Genomic DNA, 23075 nt, shown 5'->3' with positions numbered 1-23075 from the left:
ATGGTAACCCCTCGATCGGCCGGTTCAGTCGGCGGGGAAGTCCATGCCGTTGCTGAGGAGTCCGAGGAATTGTGTGAGTTCGGCCCTGCGCCGGACGGAGAGTTTGCGGTAGACGCGTGTGAGGTGCTGCTCGACGGTGCTGACGGTGATGTAGAGGTGCCGGGCGATCTGCCGGTTGGACTTGCCCTCGGAGGCGAGGGCGGCGACGCGCCGTTCGGCGTCGGAGAGAAGCGGCTTGTCGGCGGGGGCCGAGGTGGCGGCGGGCAGGTCGGCGGTGGTGCGGGGCCGGCTCGGTGTCCAGGTCATCCACGGGGAAGCCGGGGCTTCGCTCCGGTGTCCGGGTTCCCGTGCCTCGTGCCACGGGGGGCGGGACTCCTGGTCGTGGCCGTTGCCGGGATGGCTCCGGCCGAGATCGTCGAGGGCCCGCGCCAGGGCGAGGCGGCTGTCGGACAGGCGCAGGATGCGCACGGCTTCCCGGAGGAGTTGCTCACGCTCGGCCGGCGGGCTCGCGGCGGCCAGAACGCGCAGGGCGTTGCCACGGAAGCGGGAGGGGCGGGGGCCGACGTCGGCGAGTTCGCGTTCGACCATGGCGCGGGCGCGGGCCGGTTCGTCGAGTGCGACGTACGCCTCGGCGGTTCCGGTGCGCCAGCCGAGGAGGTGGCGCGAGGGGGAGTGCCATCGTTCGGCCAGCGGTGCGCAGGCGGTGAAATCGTTGAGAGCCGCGTAAGGACGGCCGGTGGCCAGGCTGTGGTGGCCGCGGGCGACCAGATAGAACAGACCGACGGTGGAGTGGAACATCTCCTCGGGGACGGGATATTCGAGGTAGCGCGCGGCCTCGTCGAACCGGCCCGTGGCGGTGTGGGCGGCCACCAGGGTGGCCAGGGGGGAGCCGATGACCACACCCCAGCCGTGGTGCGGAAGGAGTTCCAGAGCGGTGGCCGCGCGCGTGACGGCCGTGGCCGTCTCACCTCGTTGCAGGGCGATATAGGCGTGCACGCTACGGAAGATCGCGACGCGTGCGGGAGATCCCTCACCGGGAAGCCGGTCGAGCAGTGCCGTGCCGAGCCGCTCGGCCTGGGGCAGATCCCCGTGCTGGAGCAGTTCGATCAGCGTGATGGCGTCACGGTCCCAGGAGTACCGGGGGCCGGGGACGGGAGGAGGCAACGTCCCCCCGCTGTCCTCCTCGTCGTGCCCGGGGACAAGCAGGTCGATGTCGCCGACGGGTACGCGCGACCGGCCGCGGGACATGTGCGCCGCGTGTTCCAGATAGGCGGCCGACATGGTGTCCCGCGTATCCGACAGCGGGTCCGGCTCGGGCAGTTCGGGCAGCAGGGCCGGACTCAGGTGCGCCACGATCGTCCGGGTGGCCGCCAGCCGCTCCCTCGTACGCGGATCACGTGGGTCGTGGGGTTGCTCCAGATACGTGATCGCCTCGCCCGCCTCTTTCGTCCGGCCGAACCACAGCAGCCACGTGACGAGCGCGTGGACGGCCCGCGCGTTGAGTGCTCCCGCACGCATCACGGACATCAGACGGCTCACCTCCGGCTCCGCCGCCGCCGGATTGACGCACCACAGCGCGCCGAGCAGCCCCAGGGCGACCTCCACCCGCTGGGGTTCCTCCAGCCCGGCCCGGTCCGCCAGTCGCAGGCACCGGAGCGAGGTGTCCACGTCCCCCTCCGCCAACAACTGCCGCGACGCGCGTAACAACACCGCGACGCCCGCCTCGTCGGGTATCGCGCCGCCGGCCATGAGATGCTCCGCCACCGTGGTCACGGACACTCCTTCGGCGCGCAGCACCTCCGCCGCACGCAGATGGAGCCCGGCGCACTCGTCCCCGCCGAGCGCCTTGAGCACAGCCCTGCGGGCGGCCGGATGCCGGAACGCGCCGTCCTCCAGCAACCCCGCCAGCTCCAGTTCCCGCACCTCCATGGCCAGCCGCTCCGGGCCACGGTCCAGCAGCTGCCCCAGCCGGGCCGGGGTCGCGTGCCGGTCGAGGACGGCCAGCGCCCGTACGCACGACAGCAGTTGGGGATGGTGCTTCAGACGGGCCACATAGGTCCGCTCGAAGGTCTCCCCCACCACGAGGCCGCGCTCACCGGCCGGGGCACCGGGGGCCTGGGCGGCCTTGCGCGCGGCGGCCCTGTGGTCGCGGATCAGCGCGTACACGAGGGCGGGACTGCCACCGCTGACACGGTGTACGGGGGCGAGCAGTTCCGCCGCCGTGTCCGCGCCGAGCCTGCTCTCCAGCAGCCGCCGCACCTCCGCCTCCGGCAGGGGCGTGATCGCCCCCACCCGGCATCCAGGAACGAGCAGGAACTCCTCCGTCCGGTCCAGGTGGCCCTCGCCCATCGGCCGATCGAGCGTCATGACCATGACGATTCCGCTGCTCTGGGCACGCCGGGCCAGATGCAGCAGACAGGAGCGGGACAGCTCATCCGCGTACTGCGCGTCATCGACCGCGACGACCAGGGGCGTTTCCCGCGCCACGGCTTCCAGGGCGGAGGTCAGGTCCCGCATCCGCTCCACATGCCCGCGGTCGGACGCTCCCCGGGGCACGCCGTCCTCCCACAACCGGTGCACGGCCGCCCGCGCCTCCTCGGGCATGCCGGAGGAGTGCGTCAGTTGCTCGATGGTGGCGAAGGGCACGTCGTTCTCGCTCCGGAAACCGGTGGCGGCCAGATACAACGCTCCCGACTCCGCGGCATGTTCGCGAAATCTGCCCAGCAGCGTGGTCTTCCCCGTCCCCGGGCCTCCGTGCAGGGCCATCACACCGCCCCGATGTGGCCCGGCTTCCGCCAGCAGCTCACCGAATTCCGCCACGTAATCCCGTCGGCTCGCCCAACTCATCGTCCTACCTTTGCACTCAAGGAATGTGTTGCTGAAACCCAGGAACGCAGAATCACCGCAATCCGAACCTCGTGGTTATCAAGTGTAATCAGTCGAGTGCGAACTGTCTTGAGTGCGTGCAGACCCGCCCACCTCACGCAAACGTCCGCGACGTGCCCGACCGGGCATCACCTCGTCGGTTCCGGTAGTGCAATCGGACTCGAAACCGGGCGAGCGGGATACGACGCATACTCGCCATTCTCACGCTTTCACCTCTCCGTGCAGCGCGCCGCCGAGTTGCCCGTCCCCTACGGCCCCCCGGCGGTAACCGCGAACCAGCGAGAACGCACGAATGAACGTTGCGTGAGCAATTACGCGCCAAAACCGGTCGGCTTGACTGCGGAGTTACCCGGCACTTTCCCTTCCGTCCACGTACTGGAGGGATCGGTCACACGGTGGTGATTTGCCGGACTGATTCTCCGCTCCACGCCATCGGTACGTACCAATGACTGTCGGCGCGCTCCGGCCATAGCTTTACCTCGAATTTACCGCGTCACCCGCAAAGACGGCGGGACGGCAGAAAAACCGTCGCCCGCCGCGAGGATCGCGACGGGCGAGGGAGTGAGGGGCGAGGGACCGGGAACGAGGGACGACGGGCGGGGGGACGGGCGGTGGTCGTCCCCCCGGGCACGGGCTCACCGCCACACGGCGGGCCCGCTTCAACTCCCCGGGCCGCGCCTCACCATGACACGGGGAGAGTGGTCGGCCCGCGTACGACGGCCTCGGCGGGCCGCCATCGCAGGGCGTCCGGGGCCACGGTCAGGCGCAGCCCGGGGGCCGCCCGGACCAGTTCTTCCAGCGCGACGCGCAGCTGGAGCCTGGCCAGTTGGGCCCCCAGACACACATGCGGTCCATGCCCGAACGTCAGATTCCTGGGCATGTCCCGCCGGACGTCGAGGACTTCGGGCGCCGCGTGCTCCGCCGCGTCGAAGTTGGCGTGCAGCAGGGACACCAGGACACCGTCCCCCGCGCTGATCCGCACCCCGCCCAGCTCGACGTCCTGACGCGCCACGCGCGTGAAACTGATCGGGACGACGGGCGCGTACCGCAGCAGTTCCTCCACCGCCCCCGGGACCAGCGCAGGCCGGGACACCATCTCCCGCCACTGCGCCGGATGTTCCAGCAGGGCGAGCGCCGCGAGACCGATCTGGCCGATCGTGGTCTCGTAACCCGCGTTGAGCAGCAGCTCGATGAGGGCGAGCAGTTCCGGTTCGTCCAGCGCGCCGTCCTGCTCACGGGCCAGGATCAGCGTGCCGAGCAGGTCGTCCCCGGGGTCACGCCGGGCGTGATCCGCCAGCGCGGCGAAGTACGCCCGCAGTTCGCGCCTCGCCGTTTCCGACTCCGCCGGTGAGCAGGGGGTGATGCCGTGCGCCCGGTCGGCCAGCCGGGAGAACCGGTCCTGTTCGGCTTCCGGTACGCCAAGTACCTGACAGATCGTCGAGGCCGACAGCGGCATCGCGTAGCCGGATACGAGGTCGATCGCGTGTCTGCCCCGGAGCAGGCCTTGGGCCGCCCGCCGGACCGGGCCCTCCTGGGCGGCCATGGCCTCGGGGACGAAGGCACGGTTGATCAGTTTGCGCAGCCGGCCGTGTGCGGGCGGATCGAGGCTCGTGAGGGCCACCGGGTCCGGCCGCAGGGGGTGGATGGCGGGTGCCGACTCCGCTACGGCCAGGGCCCGGCTGAACCGGGTGTCGGTCAGCACCTGGCGCCCGAGTTCGTACCGGGTGACGAGCCAGAGACGGTCGCCGGTCGGCGCGAGCACACGCACCACGTCCGGTACGGGGTGCCGGGGGAGGTAGGGGAGCATGGGGCCGCGCTGCACCCCGGTGGCGTGCCGGGTGTGCGCGGCGACCGCCTGATGTCCGGGGGCCCTTGGGGGGATGCCGCCGGACGGGGGGACGCCCCCGGACGGATCGCTGTCCCCGGACGTGGTCCGGGGACAGCCGCCGGGAGCGGTCCGCGACAAGGACAACTCGCCTTCGTCGGTCGTCATCTGGCCGGATCCGTCTACTTGACGCCGACGACCATGTACTCGGGCCCGTCGAGGTGGCTGACGGCGACGGACCGGAAGCCTGCCGCGGTCAGCCAGTCCCGGCACTGGGCGCCGGTGTAGCCCAGTCCCCCGGCGGAGACCAGTGAGACATTGAGGCTGGTCAGCATCCCCGTGGTGTTGGTCCGGCGGTCGTCGTCGATGAGCGATTCGTAGATGAGCAGCGAGCCGCCGGACGGCAGCGCGTCGTAGGCCTTCCGGATGAGCATCTGCTTGATGTCCAGGTTCCAGTCATGGAGCACATGGCCCATGACGATCACGTCCCCGGCCGGCAGCGGGTCGTGGAAGAAGTCGCCGCCGGCGAACCGGGACCGGTCGGTGACCCCCGCCTGGCCGAGGTGGTGGGTGAAGCGGTCGCTGACGGCGGGCAGGTCGAAGCCGATGCCGTTCAGGTGCTCGTGCGCGCCGAGTACCTGGGCCAGCAGCGCGCCCTCGGAGCAGCCCACGTCCACGACCGTGCGTACCGGCTTCCAGTCGAACGCGGTGGCGATGGCTTGGTTCGCCCCCATGCTGTAGCCGGTCATGGCCCGGACGAAGCCCGTGACCTGGTCGGGGGTCGCGAACGCCTCGCCGAAGGTGTCGCTGGTGGCGTCGGCCTCCACCAGGGTGCCGTCGCCCGCCGTACGGCCGTCGCCGCCGCCCGATTCGGCCAGGGCTCCGGAGAAATCGAGCCGGTCGCCGCTGCGCAGCCCTTCGGAGAGCCGGGACCACCAGCCGAATCCGGAATTCAGGAAGGACAGATATCCGGACACGTCGGTGGCGGGTTTGTGGGGGTTGAGATATTCCTCGGCCACCGGGGAGTTACGATACCGCCCCTCCGTACGCTCCAGCATTCCCAGGGACACCAGGCTGTTCAGGAAGTCGGGCGCTCCCCTGCCTTTGATCCCGAGCCGCGCGCAGAGTTCCTCGGCCGTACGGGACCGCCCGGAAAGCTCGGTGAATACGCCAAGTTCGACGGCGCTGAGCAAGACCTTCGACTTCCAGAACGCGGTGGCGATGTCGATGATGGCGTGTGGAGATCCGGCCGGCCCGGTGGATCCGGCGTCATTCCGCGGCTGAGTCATTCTGATTCCCCTCTTGAAAGAACCTGCACATCACGCAAGGCCGAGATCGTGATGGATGGCGTCGCCGATGGCGAGCATCCGTTCCTGGTGTTCGTCCTGCGACGCCTTGCCGTTGAGATGCACGGCGGCCACGACTCCGGTGTCCGGGTCGGCGAAGGCCACGGACGTCCACAGTCCGTAGTGGCCGAAAGCACGGCGGGAGGCATATTGGCTGAATGCTGTGTACTCCTTGCCGAGGTGGTGTGATTCCAGTCGGAATCCCAGCCCCCAGTCGGCATTGCCGAAGGCGTCGGTGAGGCCGACGCGGTGGCGTGCCGTCATCGCCATGACGGTCTGTGGCCGCAGGATCCGGCCGCCCGTTCCCCGGCCGTCGGCCAGCAGCGTTTCGAAGAACCGGCCGAGGTCCTGGATCGGTCCGCGCATGTTGAGCCCCTGGATGGGACGGGTGCACGAGGCTTCCGTGGCGTACCACTGGGTCGGTTCCGCCGGGAAGCCGCCTCCAGTGATGTGGATCAGCGGCAGCCGGTCGGCCGCCTCCCGGTACTCCTCGGGGGTGAGCACCATCCGGGTGTCGGTCATCCCGCAGGGTGCCAGCACCTCTTCGGTCAGATAGTGCTCGTAACTCCGCCCGTCGACCGCCCGGACGATCTCCGCCAGCAGGAACCAGGCCCACCAGGGCGCGTAGTTGATCCTGGTCCCCGGTTCGGCGCCCGGTGGGATCCGCATCGTGCGCAGCTGCTCGCGGCGTACGTCCGCCGGTGCGGCGAAGGTGCCGTGCAGGGGGTCCAGTGCCATGGGGAGCGGGGTGGTGTGGGTCAGCAGCTGGAAGAGGGTGATGTTCTCCCGTCCTTCGCCCTCGAACCACGGCAGGTACGCGGCGACGGGACACAGCGGGTCCACCAGGCCCCGCTCCCAGAGCTGTCCGACGGCCACGGCCCCGACCGCTTTGGAGCAGCAGTACCAGATCGGCCACGACCGGCGGGTGAAGGGCACGTGGGGCCGGCTTTCCCCGAGGGCGACGGAGACGGCGGTACGCGACGGGGCGTGCGAGACATACAACTGCGCGCCGGGGGTGGTGCGGTCCAGCTCGGCACGCAGGACCGCCATGGTCCGCGGCAGCGTCTCGTACGCCGCCTCCACCGCCGCTGTCTCGTCCTCCTGGCCGGGGCCCGTGCGGTGTGTCCGCGCGGGCGGCGAGCCGGGAGGGTGCGCGAGGCCGGCGGTTCCGGCCCGCAGTCTCGCCAGCCCTCCCGATACGTCCTGCTGGAGGATCCGGTCGAGGAAGAAGACGAACAGGAACGCGCCTTCCAGCCGCAGGCCGCCGTGTTCGAACAGACGCGTCCGGTGCGTCTGGTCTCCGAACAGCAGCGTGCCGGCGTCCGCGTGGGTGAGTGTGAAGGCGAGCGTGGGACGCACGGCGCTGTGGCCCGGCGCGAACCGGAGGGCACCGGTCGTGAGGTCCACCAGGATGTCGAGCGCGTCCGCGGTGCCTTCGGGAGCGTCGGTGATGTCCAGGGCGATCCGGATGGCGGCGCTCTCGTCGGCCGGCAGTGCGGCGAACGCGGCGTCGGCGCCGCCGAGCCACTCCGGCGAGAACAGCGCGTACCGGGTCGGAACGGTGGTGGCGGACGGGTCCGTCCTGGCGGGAGCCGTCCCCATCAGGACCTCTTGGCCAGGGTGAACCGCACCTTCGAGGTCATGGTGAGGGACCCGTCGGGGGCCTTGAGGGTGTCCAGTTCGGCGTTCACGGCGGCGACGGCCTTGTCGCGCTCGTCGTCGGGGACGCTCTCCCAGAACTGGCGCCCGGCGGTCGACCACACCCACCGCCACCACTGTTCGGCGTGGGCGAAGTGGGTGACGCAGTCCTCCTCGGCCGTCTCGGCCTCGTCGAAGCCGGCTTCGTCGAGCATGGCGTGCAGGGCGTCGGCCGAACGGAAGGGGCTCGTCGCGGGCAGGGTGTGCGAGGAGGGGCCCCGGCCGTACGGGGCACTGGCGGCGTACACCGGGTCCCACAGCGGGTCCGGCCGCCCCCACCAGGACACCCCGAACCGGCCTCCCGGTTTCAGCAGCTCGCGGTAGCGGGCGGCGGCGGCCCCCGGGCGGGGGAAGAAGAACAGGCAGATCCCGGCCAGGACGGTGTCGAAGGAGCCGGGCGCGGTGGGTACGTCCGCCAGGGCGACGGTCTCCGCGTCGCCGACGACGGCCCGCACCTGGTGCAGCAGCCCCTGCCGGGCCGCCTCCTCCTGAGCCCGTGCCACCATCCCGCCGGACAGGTCGACACCGATGACCTCGCCCTCGGGTCCGACCGCCCGTGCGGCGGGAACCAGCACGGCGCCGGTGCCGCACCCGGCGTCCAGCACGCGCTGCCCGGTGGTGACCTTGGCGTGGTCGACCAGCCGCCGGCCGAGGTCGTTGAAGTGCTCGACCCCGACCCGCTCGTAGGTCGGTGCGCTGCGGTCGAAGAGCAGGGCCAGCGCCGCTTTCCGGTCCGCCTCCCTGTCCTGCGCGATGTCGCTCACGGTGCGCCCTCCTCGTGTCGTGTGCCGGTACTGAGCCGTACCGGTCCTCCGGTCGCCGCCGACGTGTAGACGGCGGTCACGACGGCCACCGCCTGCCGTCCGGCCGCCGCGTCCGCCAGCGGGGGCCGGCCGTCCCGTACCGCGTCGAGGAAGTCCAGGAGTTGGTCACGATGCGGCTGGTACAGCAGACCGATGCGGTCCCTGGCCGTGTCGCGCTTCTGGGACGGGGCGTGGTCGGCGGCCTGGTTGGCGCTGCCGAACGCCCCGTAGGCGGGCGCCCGTTCACCTTCGCGCGCGGCGTGGAAGTACTCCAGTTCGTCGCTGTCGATGACCACCGAGCCCCGGTCGCCGTGCACCGAGATCCGGGCGGTACGGCCCGGGTAGGCGGCGGTGGTGGCCAGCAGTACGCCGAGCGCGCCGCCGGCGAACCGCAGGCTCGCGGTGGCCACGTCCTCCACCTCGATGTCGTGGTGGGCGAGCAGGGCGGTGTGCGCGGCCACCTCCACGACGGGTCCGGCCAGCCACTGGGCCAGGTCGACCGCGTGCACGGCCTGATTCATCAGCGCGCCTCCCCCGTCGAGGAGCCGCGTACCGCGCCAGCTGCCCGAGTTGTAGTACGACTGCTCGCGCCACCAGGGCAGTTCGATCAGGACGGAGGTGATACGCCCCAGCTCGCCGGCGTCGATAGCCGACTTGGCGAGGCGGGTCGCGGGGTCGAAGCGGCGCTGGGAGACCACACCGAGCGTGCCGCCCTCCTGCCGCGCGACCGAGATCAGCCGGTCGGCGGCGGCGGGTGACACATCGATGGGCTTCTCGACGAGCAGGTGTCTGCCCGCTCGGAGCGCGGCGGCTCCGAGGTCGGCGTGTGTTCCGCTCGGTGTGCACAGCAGGACGGCGTCCACGTCCGTACGGGCGAGCAGTCCGGGCACGTTGTGGTGGTCGCAGCCGAGTTCGGCACCGAGCTCCCGGGCGCGCGCCGGTTCCCGGCCGGCCACGGCGGTCAGCCGGGCCCGGCCGTTCAGCTCGGGGTCCTCCCGGGTGAGGAGCCGCCCCAGGAAACCTCCGATGGACCCGCAGCCGATGATCCCGAACCTCAGCTCCACAGGATCACCCGACCGGGACAATGGCGTTCCCCAGGTAGTTCGGCAGTGTGGTGAGGCGGCGTTCCTGGTCGTCCAGGTCGGCCGGGTAGCGCTCGCGGTAGCGCCGGGTCACGTCCTGGATCTCGCGCCAGCTCGTGGGCATCACCCCGTCGTTGTACTGCGGGGCGAGCTGGTCGTAGAGGCTGGTCCCGGGGCGCAGGAACAGCTGGTTGATGCCGAACCATCCGGGGACGCCGCCCGCCCAGTCGACCAGCCAGTCGGACATGCAGGCGTCGTCGTCGGGGAGTCCGAGAAGGATGAACGCGAAGGGGACGATCCCGGCGTCCTTCAGCTTGAGCACGGCGTCGTGGATCTGCTGCTCGCTGACGCGTTTGTGGACGCCCGTGCCGGCCACGGCGGGCGACTCGGCGCCCAGCCACATGCCCTGGCAGCCCGCCCTGGCCCATTCGGTGACATCGCTCTTCAGCACGATCTCGGCGCGGGTCTGGCCGACCCAGCCGACTCCCTGGCCGCGCAGACGGTGGCAGATGTCGGTGTAGAAGGTCTTGTTGATTCCGAAGACGTAGTCCAGGAAGAACTGGAAGTCCAGGCCGGCCGTCTGCTGGGCCTCCACTTCGGCGATGACCCGGTCGACGGGCTGGATCCGCATACGGTTGCCGAACGGCAGATGGCAGAACGTGCAGCCGTACGTGCAGCCGCGGGCTGCCAGCACCATCCCGCAGGGGCCGGGCTGGGGCAGCCCGTCGACGATGACCTCGGCCGTGTAGTTCCGCAGGGGAACCAGGTCGTAGGCGGGGAGCGCGAACTCCTCCAGGGGGATGTTCGGGTACGGCTTCGGGCGGTCCCCGACGATGGCGAGCGGGGAGGCGGGCGCGACATCGCCGGACAGCACCGGGGCCGTCACGCCGGCGGTCAGGCTGCGGACGGCCTGGACGGCCGCCGAGTCCGCCTCACCGAGGGCGACGTGCTGGACCCCGAGGTCGAGCCTGGTCGCCTCGGGCAGGTGGGTGCCGTGCGGCCCGATGGCGATGGTGCGGGCGCCGGGGAAGCGGGCTTTCGCGACGTCCGTGGCGGCCCTGATCGGGCCCAGGTCCAGTGGGTAGCACTGGGCGCGGTCGGCGATGGCGGAGGAGATCAGCAGGATGTCGGGGTCGTCGCCACCCGGCGGCGCGTCCTGCAGCCGCTGGTCCCAGACGGTGACCTCGTGGCCTTCCGCGCGCAGTTGGCCCGCGGCCATGAGGATGTCCAGGGGGATCTGGATGAAGTACTGGTCGAACTTGTTACTGGGGACCACCAGGCAGATTCGGCTCATGGGCGTGTGACCTCACAGACGGGCGGAGGGGGTGGCATGCGGTTGTGCCGTGGATGGCAGCCCCTCGCGGGACCGGGCCACCTCGGCGAGTCGGCTGATGCGGCGAATCGGCCGCAGGTCGACCTCGGGGCGGGCGGGTTCGGTGAGCAGGGCGTCCATCGACCACCGCAGCGCGTTGTCCATCGGGGAGTCGTGGAAGAACCACTCCGTCCGGTGGTCGGGTCCCTCGACGGCCAGCCAGTGCGTGTTGCGCGCCATCGGTGAGCCGTCGAGCAGCGTCACGGGATCCAGCTTCACGGTGAACCGCACCGGTCCCGCGGTGATCTCGACCAGCCGCTGTCTGCTCTCCGCGCCCTCGGGGGCCGGCCCCATCCATTTCGGTGTGGGGACGAGCGGATGGGCGTCGGGCCCCACGATGGTGGAGTACAGCTCGATGGTGAGGTCGTCGACGGTGGTGGTCTCATAGGCGGCGGTGCTGGTCAGTTCCGGGTCGGCCTCCACACGTACGTCGTGCTCGGCCGGGTCGGTGCGCAGGTACCGGTCGTACACGCCGGCCGGCAGCACGCCGCCGACCAGAGCGAGCATGTGCAGCCACTCGTAGCCGAAGACCCCGTAGTCGTGGTCCACGAACCGGCCGGCCGCGATGTCCTCCCTGCGGTCCTTGCCGAAGCCGACCCGGACGCCGCTCACCGGGTATCCGGGCGCGAACTCCTTCTTCAGAGTGCGCAGCACGGCGCCGGCCTGGGCGTGCCCGTACTGGTTCATCACCACCAGTCGGGCCCGCTCGTACTCGGCCAGCAGCGCGGTGAGACCGGCCTCCTCGCCGGGGCGGCAGACCGGCTTCTCCACCAGCAGCCGAGCCGCCGGGTCCCGGGCGAGCACCTCCGCCACGGTCTCCAGGTGCGTCGCGGTCGGCGAGCACACCGACCACACGTCGACGGGCACGTCACGCGGTACGTCCGCCACGCGGCCGTACCGGGGGGCGTCCGTGCCGGGCGCGCCGGCCAGCGGGTCCACCACACTGACCTGGTGTCCGAGGGCGCTCAGCAACCGCTCGTGCAGCCGGCCCGCGACCCCGTGGCCGACCACGCACACATGTGTCCTGGACATGCGCGCTGTCACAGGGCGGTGGCGGTCAGGAGGTGCTCGGGCGCGGCCGGTCGGTGCTGCTTCCCGGCGAGGTACTCACGGTAGTAGGCGTGGAACAGCTCGGCCTCGTCGATGGCCCGGTCCACCGGCTCCAGATGGAGGCCGGGTTCGAGCGAACCGATCTCCCGGCACAGGACCTTGGCGGCGATCAGCGTTCCCGCCCGGTAGGCGTCGTAGCCGCGGTTGGCGATCCCCTCGTACTCGAAGAGATTGAGCGAACGGCCGTCGCCGAGCACTGTGGCCACGGCTCCGGAGGGGAGGACGTAGCGCACCCCGACGTACGGCACGACCGTCGGCTCGGCCCCCGCGTGTCCCTCGCTGAGGATGCTGAAGTCCTTGGTGGCGAATCCGGCGAGATAGACGCCGTCGGGCAGCAGCGGCAGATCCTCCGCGGTGATGGCGAGCTCTCCGGTGCCACCGATGACCAGGAACGGGGAGTGGCCGCGCAGCGCCTCGGCGGCGGTGGTGTAGGTCTCGAAGCCGTGTTCCGCGGCTGTGATGAGGGCGAGGATGTCGGTGTCCACGACGCTCACCCGGCAGCCGAGAGCCCGCAGCGCGTGCGCCACGCGCGCTCCCAGCGTGCCGAAGCCGAGGATCAGCACATGCCGGCCGATGAACTTCTCGCCGGGGAGGATGGCGCGCAGGCGCCGGACGCAGGAGTCCGCGATCTCGTTGTAGCCGAGCATCGTCTTCAGCCGCGAGCGGGCCATGTTGAGTACGGGGATGGACAGTGTGCCCGGGGCGTTGGCGATGCGTTTCAGACCGCTGACGGTCAGTTCGAGCGCGGCGTCGATGTACTCGGTGAGCTGTCCGTCCGCTCCGTACCCCTGTGCCAGCAGCCCGCCGTCATCGATGACCAGCACTTTGCGGCCGGCGGCGTGGGCCTGCCGGATGAAGGCGTTGACGCGTTCGCTGACGCCGAGCGCGTAGGCCTGGGCGGCCGGGTCGGCCGTGTCGTTGATGACCGAGTTGTCCAGTACGTCGCTGAGATAGCCGTGGTTCAGGAACCAGGCGTGGACCCGGCTGCGGTGCAGGGTCCGGTCGCCCTTGGAGAGCGCGAAGACCCAGTTCGGGTCGAGACCGGCCCGCTCCATGCCGAGCAGGAAGCCCACGCTGTTCTCGACGTAGTGGTCGCGGAAGATCAACGCCCAGTCGGCGAGGGCGGGTTCCTTCGTGGCGTACCGGTCGACCAGCGGCATGGCCCGGACGATGGAATCGATCTCCGCTTCGCTGTAGCACTGGCCCCGGAGCGTCAGCTTCTCCAACAGGGTGACGAACAGGGCACGTATGTCGTCGGGCAGGGGGCCGGAGGTGGTGAGCAGCACCCGGCGGCTGCCCGTCGCCGGCAGGATGTGGTCAAGGGTCTCGGGCGCGACGTCGGGCAGCGGACGGCTCCGGACCTCCAGGCAGCTGTCGCCGAGCCGCACCCGGTAGTTCCCGGGCTGGAGGACCTCCAGCGTGTGTTCCGCCGTGGGCCGGCCGTCGTCGTGGAGCACCGACCTGATGACGTCGTGGAGTTCGTCGCAGGTCATCCGGCCGTCCAGCACCTCGTACAGACCCTCGGGCGGCTCGCTCAGGCCCTCGGGGGGCCCGGCGGCCACCTGGCCATTGAGCGCGTCATCTACCGACTCGGTTTCGAAGACTGTCACTTTCCAACCTCTTCTTCTCAGTTCTCAGGCGCGATCAATCGCAAATAACCGTCCGGAGGGATCCGGCGGAATCCGGGGGTGAATCCGGTGGGGGGAATCCAGCGGAAGACAGAACTAGAACCAGGTCAGAACAGTGGCCGCCGCTGTCATTCCACCTCCCACTGCCGCCAGGAGAATTCGCTCACCGCGCTGGAACGGCTTGCGTGATTGCGCGTCCCGCATCGTGATGGGAATGGAGGCCGCTCCGGTGTTGCCGTACTGCGGGGCCGTCATCGGAACGCGGTCCGGGTCCAGTTTCAGTTCGGACGTGATGTTCTCCAGCAGTCGCACATTGGCCTGGTGGAAAATGAACCGGTCGATGTCCTCGATCGACAGCCCGCAGTCCGCCAGAGTCGCGCCGACGACCTCGGGAAGCGCCCGCAGGGCGTACTCCGCGACGGGCCTTCCGTCCATTTTGAACAGATGCTCCCCCGCGGCACGCGCCTCGGGGGTCAGCGGTTTTCTGGTGCCGCCGGCCGGCACCTCCACCAGTGAGCGCAGACTCCCGTGCGCCACCATGCGCGACGCGCTGATTCCGTACCCCTCCGGCACCGGCCCGAGCAGCGCGGCCCCGGCGCCGTCACCGAAGAGGCTGACCGTTCTCCGGTCGGTGCGGTCCATGACGGAGGAGAACATGTCGGCGCCCACGACGAGGGCGTACGTACCGAAGGCGGAGGATGTCGAGAGCAGCGCGTCGGCGATCGTCAGCCCGTAGACGAAGCCGGAGCACACGGCGTTGATGTCGAAGGACGCCGCCGCCTCCAGGCCCAGGCGGCCCTGGAGGCCCACGGCCGTCGCGGGCTGCGGCTGATCGGGAGTGGCGGTGGCGACGATCACCAGGCCGATGTCCCGCTCGATCCCGGGAGTTCTGCTCAGCAGGTCGGTGACGGCCTCGTAGGCGAGGTCGGAGGTCGCCACCCCGGCGGGCGCGTAACGCCTCTCGTGAATTCCGGTGCGCCGGGCCACCCAGTCCTCCGGGGTGTCCGCCCATTCGCTGATACACGCGTTGTCGATGACTACTTCAGGAACATGAAATCCAACCCCTAAGACACCGACCGGCATACAAGACCTCCCTGGGCCCTCAGCGCTGGCAGAGATTCGCTCCTCGTGTCCCCTTCCAGGACAGTGCGAAGCCGAGGGCGGAACACATGACGGACGGGCGAATTCGGAGAATCCGCCGCCCCTGGTGGTTCGCGGCTTCCGGTACGCCGCCTTTCCGTGTTCCCTCGGGCAAAGCCATCCTACGAAGAGGGGAGGATGAACTTCATCCCCTACAACCCCTATGAGCCCCTACGCAGCTCGCGCCCCTCAGGAGTCCCGCCGGTCCGCGTCCGCCCAGGCCAAAGTGCCGGCCTTCATGACGAAGGCCGGCACGCTGAACGCGACACCGCCGCTACGCGGCCAGGCGGTTGATCTCCCGGCTGTCCAGGACGCGGGGGATCTCCGCGCCGGGCCGGGCCGCGTGGGGCCGGGCGACGGCGAGCATCGCGCGGCCGAGGTGATCGGTGGTCGTGGTGTGCCCCGGCGCGATGCGGTGCAGGAGGGGGTAGAGCCAGGAGGTGAGGGTGTACATCACGCGGTAGGCGGGGGTCCTGGAGACGGCACCGTGGCGGGGCTGGATGTAGCCGGGGCGGAACATGTAGGCGTCCATCTCCATGGCCAGCAGTGCGTTTTCGGTTCGTCCCTTGACGCGGGCCCACATGGAGCGGCCGCGTTCGGTGCTGTCGGTGCCCTCGCCGGAGACGTAGGCGAACGTGATACCGGGGTTGTGCCGGGAAACGGCGGAGGCCGCGGCGAGGGCGAAGTCGTAGGTGATACGGGTGTATTCGGCTTCGGTGCGCCCGGCGACGGAGACGCCGACACAGAAGAAGCAGGCGTCGAGGCCGGCCAGTTGCCCGCTGAGGGCGGACAGGTCGGCGAGGTCCTGGTGGATGACCTCGTGCAGCTTGGGGTGGCTGATGCCGAGCGGGCCGCGGCCCACCACCAGGACGCTGGTGACCGCGGGGTCCAGAAGGCAGGCACGCAGCACACCGTGTCCGACCATGCCGGACGCTCCGAAGATGACGACGTTCACAGGGGGCTCCGGGGAGGGGGGTTGACGGACAGGCACGCGGGATCGCGGTGGCGACCATGGTGGCACGGCGGCGTTCGCGGTCGTTGTCGGAGCCCATGGCGGGTATCAGCGGAGTGTCGCTGAGAACAGCGACGCCGGGCATGTGTCCCGGCCGCGCTGTCGTACTCGCGCCGGACGGTGCGGGGAGTCAGATCCCGGGGCCGTACCCGGGATCCGGCTGCCGGCGCGCCGATGCCACGGCCGGCACCGGTGATGAAGGCGACCTTGCCGGCCAGCAGGCCCCGGCCGGTGTCGGTGGTGACGTCGGTGCGCGTGTCGCCGGGTGTGCCGGTGCGCGTGTCGGAGGTGGGTGGTGATGTGTGGTCCATGGCAGCGAGCCTGCGCCCGTCAGCGGTGGCTATCCAGGCACCGGCGGTACCTGGATAGCCACCGTGCCCGCGCGCACACTGAGGGTGTGGACAGACAAGAACTGGCCGCCTTCCTGCGCAGCAGGCGCGAGCGGATCACCCCCGCCGACGTGGGCCTGCCCGCCGGGCCGCGCCGCCGTACCCCGGGGCTGCGGCGCGAGGAGGCGGCGCAGCTGGCGTATATCTCGACCGAGTACTACACCCGGCTGGAGCAGGCCCGCGGCCCCCGCCCGTCGCGCGAGGTGCTGGCCGGGCTGGCGCGGGCCCTGCGCCTGTCGGACCCCGAGCGCGACCACCTCCACCACCTCGCCGGCGCACCGCCGGGCCCTCCGCCCGGCCCCTCGCGCGAGGTGCGGCAGAGCATCCTCGACCTGCTGCGCCGACTGCCGCAGGCCGCCGCGATCGTGACGTCCGCGACGTACGAGGTCATCGCCTGGAATGATCTCGCGGCCGCCCTCATGGAGGACTTCTCGGCCGTGTCGCGACGCGACCGCAACCTGGTACGCCGTACCTTCCTCGATCCGTCCCCGCGGGGACAGCGGTTGTACGGAGTGTCGGACGTGGACGCGTTCGCCCGTGCCTCGGCCCAGCAGTTGCGCGCCGTCGCCGCCCGCTACCCCGGTGATCCCGAGGTGACCGGGCTGGTGGACGAACTCCTCGCCGGCAGTGAGGAGTTCACCCGGCTGTGGGGCTCCCACGATGTGTCCGCCGAGCCCACTCCGCGCAAGACCTTCCAGCACCCGCTGGTCGGCCCGGTCACCGTCGACTGCGACACCCTCGACATCACCGACCGGGACCAGCGGGTCGTGATCTACACCGCCGCCCCCGGCTCGCCGTCCGAGGAGGCGCTGCGGCTGCTGTCGGTCATCGGCACGCAGCGCATGGACGTGCCCCGATGATCCGGGGCCCTGCCTCAAGTCCGTCCGGCCCCCGGTCTGTCCGCCGGGGGCCCGTCCGCCGCCTCGGGGCCGTCCGCCGCCTCGGGGCCGACCGCAGCCTCGGGGCCGACCGTCGCGGATCCGCCCGCTCCGGGCGCCCCCGCCCGGAGCCCGTCCATCACGAGGTCCAGCAGTCGCGTCGCGGGCGGCTGCCAGTCGCTGCGCGGGTCGAGATGCCAGAGCCCGGCGATGGCGAGCAGGAAGTCGTCGGAGGTCAGCCCCGGGCGGATGGTGCCTGCCTCCTCGTTCGCGTGCAGCAGGAGCGTGACCGCCCGGGTCACCGGGTCGTGACCCAGCTGCGCCAGGCTGCCGTACGTGCTGGTGGCATTGCGCAGCGCGTCTGCCAGGCCGGCCTTGGCCATGGCGTACTGGGCCAGCCGGTCCATCCACTCCCTCAGGGCCCGGTCAGGTGCGCGGGTCTGGAGCAGTTGGGCGGCGGTGTCGGCGACCTGCTGCATCTCGTAGCGGTAGACCTCCAGGACGAGGGCCTCGCGGTTGGGGAAGTTCCGGTAGAACGTCCCCTGGCCGACGCCCGCCTTCTTCGCGATCGCGCTCAGCGGGGCGTCAGCGGCGCGCGTCAGCTCGGCCAGCGCGACGTCCAGAATGCGCTCGCGATTCCGCTGCGCGTCCGAGCGCAGAGTCGTCTCGTCCCGTACTCGCTCTTCCCGCACTCGTCCTCCTTCCGGTTCCGGCCGCACCCGTCCTCCTCCTTCCGGCCGTGCTCGTCATCCTTCCGGAATCAGAGCCAGTCCTCGCCCCGGAATAACGGCCAAGCCCCGCCTTGCTAACCGGACAGCTGTCCGTTAGGTTCGATGGTGAGCGGACAATTGTCCGCTTAGGTTCACCATAGCGGCATATCCGGCCAGTGTGGCCGACCTGCGTCCTCTCCCGTCCGGACAGTCCCCCGGATCGTCTCGTTCGACGCGTATCAGCAACGCGAAAGAAGGCTGATCATGGCCCCACCCCCCTCATCGGCAGCCGCCACCTCGACGCACAGCGCCATCACCCTGAACATCAACGGCGAGAAGTACACACTCCCCGTCGACCATCGCACCACCCTGCTCGACGCTCTGCGCGAGCATCTCGATCTGACGGGTACCAAAAAGGGCTGTGACCAGGGCCAATGCGGCGCCTGCACGGTACTTCTCGACGGTCGCCGGGCGGTGTCCTGCCTTCAGCTCGCGGTCGCGGCCGAGGGGCGCGCGATCACCACCATCGAAGGCGTCGCCGAGGGTGAGCGACTGCACCCGGTGCAGCAGGCCTTTCTCGACCTCGACGGCTACCAGTGCGGCTACTGCACACCGGGGCAGATCTGTTCGGCCCTCGCGGTGATCGAGGAACACGCGGCGGGCTGGCCCAGCGCCGTGACCGACGATGTCCGGCCGGAAGCGGGGGTGCCCGCACTCACCGCCGAGGAGATACGCGAGCGGATGAGCGGCAACCTGTGCCGCTGTGGCGCCTACGTGTCGATCGTGCAGGCCGTCGCGCGGGCGGCGGAAGCGGCCCAGGCCGAGACCGAGACCCGGAACGATGTCAAGGAGACCGCCGCATGAGGGAGTTCGGCTACGAACGCGCCTTCGACGTCTCCGGAGCGGTCGCCCTGCTCGACGGCGCCCCCGAGGCCCGTTTCCTCGGCGGCGGCACCAACCTCATCGACCTGATGAAGGCAGGTGTGGAACGGCCCGCGCTGCTCATCGACATACGGGAACTCCCCCTCGACGGGATCGAGTTCACGCACGACGGCGGGCTGCGCATCGGCGCGACCGTCACCAACAGCGATCTCGCGGCCCACCCCGAGGTACGCCGTCACTACCCGGCGTTGGCGCAGGCCGTGCTGGCCGGCGCCTCGGGACAGCTGCGCAACATGGCCACGGTCGGCGGGAATCTCCTCCAGCGGACCCGCTGCGGCTACTTCACCGATCTCAGCAAACGGTGCAACAAGCGCGCACCGGGCACCGGTTGCCCCGCGCTCACGGGTGAGCACCACAACCACGCGATCCTCGGCGCCTCCGAGCACTGCGTCGCCACCCATCCCTCGGACATGGCCGTCGCGCTCGCCGCCTTCGACGCCGTCATCTCCTATGAGACGGCGGACGGGCCGGGCGAGTCGCCGATCACCGCGTTCTATCCGCCCGTGGGCGACACCCCGCACATCGAGACCGCCCTTCCGCCCGGCGCGCTGATCACCGGCGTCACACTGCCGCCGGCCCCGGTCGCCGCCCACTCGCGGTACCGGAAGGTGCGCGAGCGCGCCTCGTACGCGTTCGCGATCGGCTCGATCGCCGCCGCGCTCGACGTCCGGGACGGTGTCGTACGCGACGTGCGCCTCGCGTTCGGGGCGGTCGCGTCCCGGCCGTGGCGGGCCCGCGCGGCCGAGCGCGTACTGATCGGCGGTCCGGCGAGCGCGGAGGCGTTCGCCGCCGCGGCCGATGCCGAACTGGAGGCAGCGGAGGCGCTTCCCGAGAACGGATACAAGGTGACGTTGACGCGCAACCTCGTCGTGGCCGTGCTGACCGAACTCACCGAGGAGGCACCCCGATGACCACGCCGACAACCCCGACGTCCCCGAGGACGACGGCCACGGCGACCGGAGACTCCGCCGTGACGGGAGCCGTCGGCTCCGCCCGCACCCGTGTGGAGGGCCGCGACAAGGTCACCGGGGCGGCCCGCTACGCCGGAGAGATCCCCTTCGCTGAACTCGCCCACGGCTGGCTTGTGCTGTCGACCGTGGCCCGTGGCCGTATCCGCTCCGTGGAGGACGCCCCCGTCCTGGCCATGCCCGGCGTCCTCACCGTGCTGCACCATGGGAACGCACCGCGTGTCGAGACCGACTACGTGGGCATGGTGGGGCGGCCGAACCCGGTTCTCGGGATCTTCCAGCACGACCGTGTCCCTTTCTCGGGATGGCCGGTGGCGCTGGTCGTGGCCGAAACGTCCGAGCAGGCCAGGGAGGCCGCCGAGGCGCTGGTGGTGCGCTACGACGAGGAGCCGCACGACGTCGGTTTCTTCGCCGGACACTCCGGCGTGTACACGCCGGAGAGCAACCCGATGGTCCGGGCGGAGACGGAGAAGGGGGACCTGGCGGCCCAGCTCGACGCGTCCGCCGTCGTCGTGGACGAGGAGTACACCACTCCTGAGGAGCACCACAACCCGATGGAGCCGCACGCGGCGACGGCACGCTGGGACGGCGGGCGGCTCGACGTCCTCGACTCCAACCAGGGCAGCACCTGGGTGGCGTCCGAACTCGCGAAGCTCTTCTCCCTCGACCCGGCCTCGGTACGGGTACGGTCCGAACATGTCGGCGGCGGCTTCGGATCGAAGGGGCTCAGCCCGCACCAAGTGGCCGCGGTGATGGCCACGACCGTCCTCCACCGCCCGGTGCGTGTCGTGCTGACCCGCCGTCAGATGTTCTCTCTCGTCGGCTACCGCAGCCCCACGGCGCAGCGGATCAGGCTCGGCGCCGACGCCGACGGCCGACTGCGCGCCTTCGACCACCAGGCACTGAGTCTTACGTCGACCGTGCACGAATTCGTCGAGTCCAGCGCCGTGCTGGGGCGTGTGCTGTACGACGCCGACGCGCATCACACGCTCCACCGGCTCGTACGGCTCGACGTGCCGACCCCGGCCTGGATGCGCGCGCCGGGCGAGGCACCGGGCTCCTTCGCCCTCGAATCCGCCCTGGACGAACTGGCCGAGAAGTGCGGCATGGACCCGATCGCGCTGCGCGCGCGCAACGAACCCGAGACGGGTCCCGTGTCCGGGCTGCCGTTCGGCAGCCGCAATGTGCTCGCCTGCTTCGAGGAGGGCGCCCGCAGGTTCGGCTGGGCGGACCGTGACCCGCGTCCTGGTGTGCGCCGTGAGGGGCGCTGGCTGCTCGGCACCGGAACGGCGGCTGCCACCTACCCGTCGGGCGCCGGCCCGTCCACGGCGGCCGTGACCGCCGAGCCGGACGGTACCTTCACCGTGCGGATCAACGCGGCGGACATCGGGACCGGCGCGCGGACGGCGATGACCTCGGTCGCCGCGGACGCGCTGCGTGTGGCGCCCGACCGGATCCGGGTGCGCATCGCGGACAGCGATCTCGGCCCGGCCATGTTCGCCGGCGGCTCGATGGGCACGCGCTCCTGGGCGTGGGCGGTGACGATCGCGGCGGACGAACTGCGGGAGCGACTGGCCCTGGGAGGCAGCGTTCCGCCGGAGGGGATCACCGCCCGGTCGAACACCGCCGAGGCCATCGGCGCCCTCGCGAAGAAGGAACGGCACTCCTTCGGAGCGCAGTTCGCCGAGGTCGCGGTCGATGTCACCACCGGTGAGGTACGCGTACGACGGTTGCTCGGCATCTACGCCGCGGGCCGGATCGTCAACCCGCTCACCGCCCGCAGCCAGTTCATCGGCGGACTGACCTGGGGGCTGTCCATGGCCCTTCACGAAGAAGCGGTCAGGGACCGGGAATCGGGCGGCCACGTCGGCGCCGACCTGGCCGGCTACCACTTCGCCGCGCACGCCGATGTGCCGCTCATCGAGGCGGACTGGGTGGAGGACCCGGACCCGGACGACCCGGTCGGGATCAAGGGCATCGGCGAGATCGGTGTCGTGGGTGTCGCCGCCGCGATCGCCAACGCGGTGTGGCACGCGACCGGCGTACGCCACCGGGAGCTGCCGATCCGTCCGGACCGTGTCCTGCGGGCGGCGGGGGAAACCCGGAGCGCGGCGGCCGGAGGAGCCCGGAGTGCTTGATGTCGCCGAGCAGTTGAACCGCTGGTTCGAGGAGGGCCGGGACTTCGCCGTCGCCACCGTCGTGGCCGTCGGCGGCAGCGCGCCGCGCGGTCCGGGTGCCGCCCTGGCCGTGGACCGTCACGGCACCGCCATCGGTTCCGTCTCCGGCGGTTGTGTGGAGGGAGCGGTGTACGACCTGTGCGTCCAGGCGCTCCAGGACGGCAGGACGGTGCGTGAACGGTTCGGATACAGCGACGAGGACGCCTTCGCGGTGGGGCTCACCTGCGGCGGCGTCATCGACGTCCTCATCACGCCGGTCCGCGCGGACGCGCCGGTGTTCCGGGCGGCGGTGTCGGCCGCGGACAAGGGGGAGACGGCGGCACTCGCCCGGGTGGCCCGGGGCCCGGAGGCACTCCTCGGCGGTGCGCTGCTCGTCCGTCCCGACGGATCGTACGAGGGCGGCCTCGGCGGACACCCGGAACTGGACCGGACGGCGGCTGCGGAAGCCCGCGCGATGCTGGACACCGGCCGCACCGGCACCGTCGAGATCGCGGAGGACGGATCGCGCTGCCCCGGCGGCGTGACACTGATCGTGGAGTCGAGGGTGCCGCCGCCCCGGATGATCGTCTTCGGCGCCGTGGACTTCGCGACGGCGCTCGTACGGGCGGGCAAGTTCCTCGGTTACCACGTGACCGTGTGCGATGCCCGGCCGGTCTTCGCCACCCGCGTCCGCTTCCCCGAGGCCGACGACCTCGTGGTCGACTGGCCGCACCGCTATCTCCGGCGCACCGCGACCGACGAACGGACCGTCCTGTGCGTGCTCACCCATGACGCCAAGTTCGACGTGCCGCTGCTGGAGACGGCCCTGCGGCTGCCGGTCGCGTTCGTCGGCGCGATGGGCTCGCGCCGCACGCACGAGGACCGCAACCGGCGTCTGCGCGATGTCGGCGTCACCGACGGCGAGTTGGCCCGCCTGCGCTCTCCGATCGGCCTCGACCTCGGCGCCCGCACCCCCGAGGAGACCGCCCTGTCCATCGCGGCGGAGATCATCGCGGCGCGCCGGGGCGGGACAGGGGTTCCGCTGACCGGTTCGGGTACGCCCATCCACCATGACGTGGACGGAAGGGAAGAGGGCGAGGTCCGCTCCCGAGCGGCGGCATGAGCCGGTG

General features: G+C 70.9%; 16 protein-coding genes and 1 pseudogene. 5 read left to right on the top strand and 12 right to left on the bottom strand.

Features of this window, described 5'->3' with window-relative positions; translation table 11 throughout:
• Positions 1-24 precede the first annotated feature (24 nt).
• The 11 genes from CU044_RS20420 to CU044_RS20370 all read right to left on the bottom strand — a co-directional run bounded on the left by CU044_RS20420 (position 25) and on the right by CU044_RS20370 (position 15845).
• Complete coding sequence (locus CU044_RS20420) at positions 25-2847, bottom strand: LuxR family transcriptional regulator (protein ID WP_129770160.1); 2823 nt, start codon at positions 2845-2847, stop codon at positions 25-27.
• Between the two features lie 718 nt (positions 2848-3565).
• Positions 3566-4879, bottom strand: a complete 1314-nt coding sequence (locus tag CU044_RS20415; protein WP_129770159.1) for a cytochrome P450 — start codon at positions 4877-4879, stop codon at positions 3566-3568.
• A gap of 14 nt (positions 4880-4893) precedes the next feature.
• Positions 4894-6000, bottom strand: a complete 1107-nt coding sequence (locus CU044_RS20410; protein ID WP_129770158.1) for a methyltransferase — start codon at positions 5998-6000, stop codon at positions 4894-4896.
• Positions 6001-6030: 30 nt separating this feature from the next.
• Positions 6031-7659: a serine hydrolase domain-containing protein gene (locus tag CU044_RS20405; protein WP_129770157.1), complete on the bottom strand. Its 1629-nt coding sequence runs from the start codon at positions 7657-7659 to the stop codon at positions 6031-6033.
• Positions 7659-8519, bottom strand: a complete 861-nt coding sequence (locus tag CU044_RS20400) for a class I SAM-dependent methyltransferase (RefSeq protein ID WP_129770156.1) — start codon at positions 8517-8519, stop codon at positions 7659-7661. Before CU044_RS20400 ends, CU044_RS20405 begins: the two co-directional genes overlap by 1 nt.
• On the bottom strand, positions 8516-9622 hold the full coding sequence (locus CU044_RS20395) for a Gfo/Idh/MocA family oxidoreductase (RefSeq protein WP_240045730.1): 1107 nt from the start codon (positions 9620-9622) through the stop codon (positions 8516-8518). Before CU044_RS20395 ends, CU044_RS20400 begins: the two co-directional genes overlap by 4 nt.
• Before the next feature lie 4 nt (positions 9623-9626).
• Positions 9627-10934: a radical SAM protein gene (locus CU044_RS20390; protein WP_129770155.1), complete on the bottom strand. Its 1308-nt coding sequence runs from the start codon at positions 10932-10934 to the stop codon at positions 9627-9629.
• 12 nt (positions 10935-10946) lie between these two features.
• Positions 10947-12044 (bottom strand): Gfo/Idh/MocA family oxidoreductase, encoded by a 1098-nt coding sequence (locus CU044_RS20385; RefSeq protein WP_129770154.1) that lies wholly within the window; start codon positions 12042-12044, stop codon positions 10947-10949.
• 8 nt (positions 12045-12052) lie between these two features.
• Positions 12053-13732 (bottom strand): NAD-binding protein, encoded by a 1680-nt coding sequence (locus CU044_RS20380; protein ID WP_275670204.1) that lies wholly within the window; start codon positions 13730-13732, stop codon positions 12053-12055.
• Between the two features lie 114 nt (positions 13733-13846).
• Positions 13847-14833 (bottom strand): ketoacyl-ACP synthase III, encoded by a 987-nt coding sequence (locus CU044_RS20375; RefSeq protein WP_129770153.1) that lies wholly within the window; start codon positions 14831-14833, stop codon positions 13847-13849.
• A 331-nt stretch (positions 14834-15164) separates the two neighbouring features.
• Positions 15165-15845 carry an epimerase gene (locus CU044_RS20370; RefSeq protein ID WP_129770152.1) on the bottom strand — a complete coding sequence of 227 codons (681 nt, stop codon included), beginning with the start codon at positions 15843-15845 and terminating at the stop codon, positions 15165-15167.
• 454 nt (positions 15846-16299) lie between these two features.
• Here CU044_RS20370 and CU044_RS20360 point away from each other — a divergent pair, with 454 nt between their 5' ends.
• Positions 16300-17151, top strand: coding sequence for a helix-turn-helix transcriptional regulator (locus CU044_RS20360; protein ID WP_129770150.1), 852 nt, complete (start codon positions 16300-16302; stop codon positions 17149-17151).
• 128 nt (positions 17152-17279) lie between these two features.
• Here the strand turns inward: CU044_RS20360 and CU044_RS20355 are convergent.
• Positions 17280-17861: pseudogene (locus CU044_RS20355) on the bottom strand (TetR/AcrR family transcriptional regulator); the annotation flags it as partial.
• A 282-nt stretch (positions 17862-18143) separates the two neighbouring features.
• On the opposite strand from CU044_RS20355, the gene CU044_RS20350 reads away from it, so the two are divergent.
• The 4 genes from CU044_RS20350 to CU044_RS20335 are packed head-to-tail and all read left to right on the top strand — an operon-like array spanning position 18144 to position 23068.
• Complete coding sequence (locus tag CU044_RS20350) at positions 18144-18743, top strand: 2Fe-2S iron-sulfur cluster-binding protein (RefSeq protein WP_129770148.1); 600 nt, start codon at positions 18144-18146, stop codon at positions 18741-18743.
• Entirely contained in the window at positions 18740-19732 is a 993-nt protein-coding gene (locus CU044_RS20345) for a xanthine dehydrogenase family protein subunit M (RefSeq protein WP_129770147.1), read from the top strand. Before CU044_RS20350 ends, CU044_RS20345 begins: the two co-directional genes overlap by 4 nt.
• Positions 19729-21927: a xanthine dehydrogenase family protein molybdopterin-binding subunit gene (locus tag CU044_RS20340; protein ID WP_129770146.1), complete on the top strand. Its 2199-nt coding sequence runs from the start codon at positions 19729-19731 to the stop codon at positions 21925-21927. The genes CU044_RS20345 and CU044_RS20340 overlap by 4 nt, the downstream gene beginning before the upstream one ends.
• A complete protein-coding gene (locus CU044_RS20335) occupies positions 21920-23068 on the top strand; it encodes an XdhC/CoxI family protein (protein WP_129770145.1) in 1149 nt (382 codons plus the stop codon). The genes CU044_RS20340 and CU044_RS20335 overlap by 8 nt, the downstream gene beginning before the upstream one ends.
• Positions 23069-23075: the final 7 nt, after the last annotated feature.

It is taken from the genome of Streptomyces sp. L-9-10 (genome assembly GCF_004151105.1).
Taxonomy (GTDB): domain Bacteria; phylum Actinomycetota; class Actinomycetes; order Streptomycetales; family Streptomycetaceae; genus Streptomyces.
This window is presented reverse-complemented; position numbering and strand designations above follow the sequence as displayed.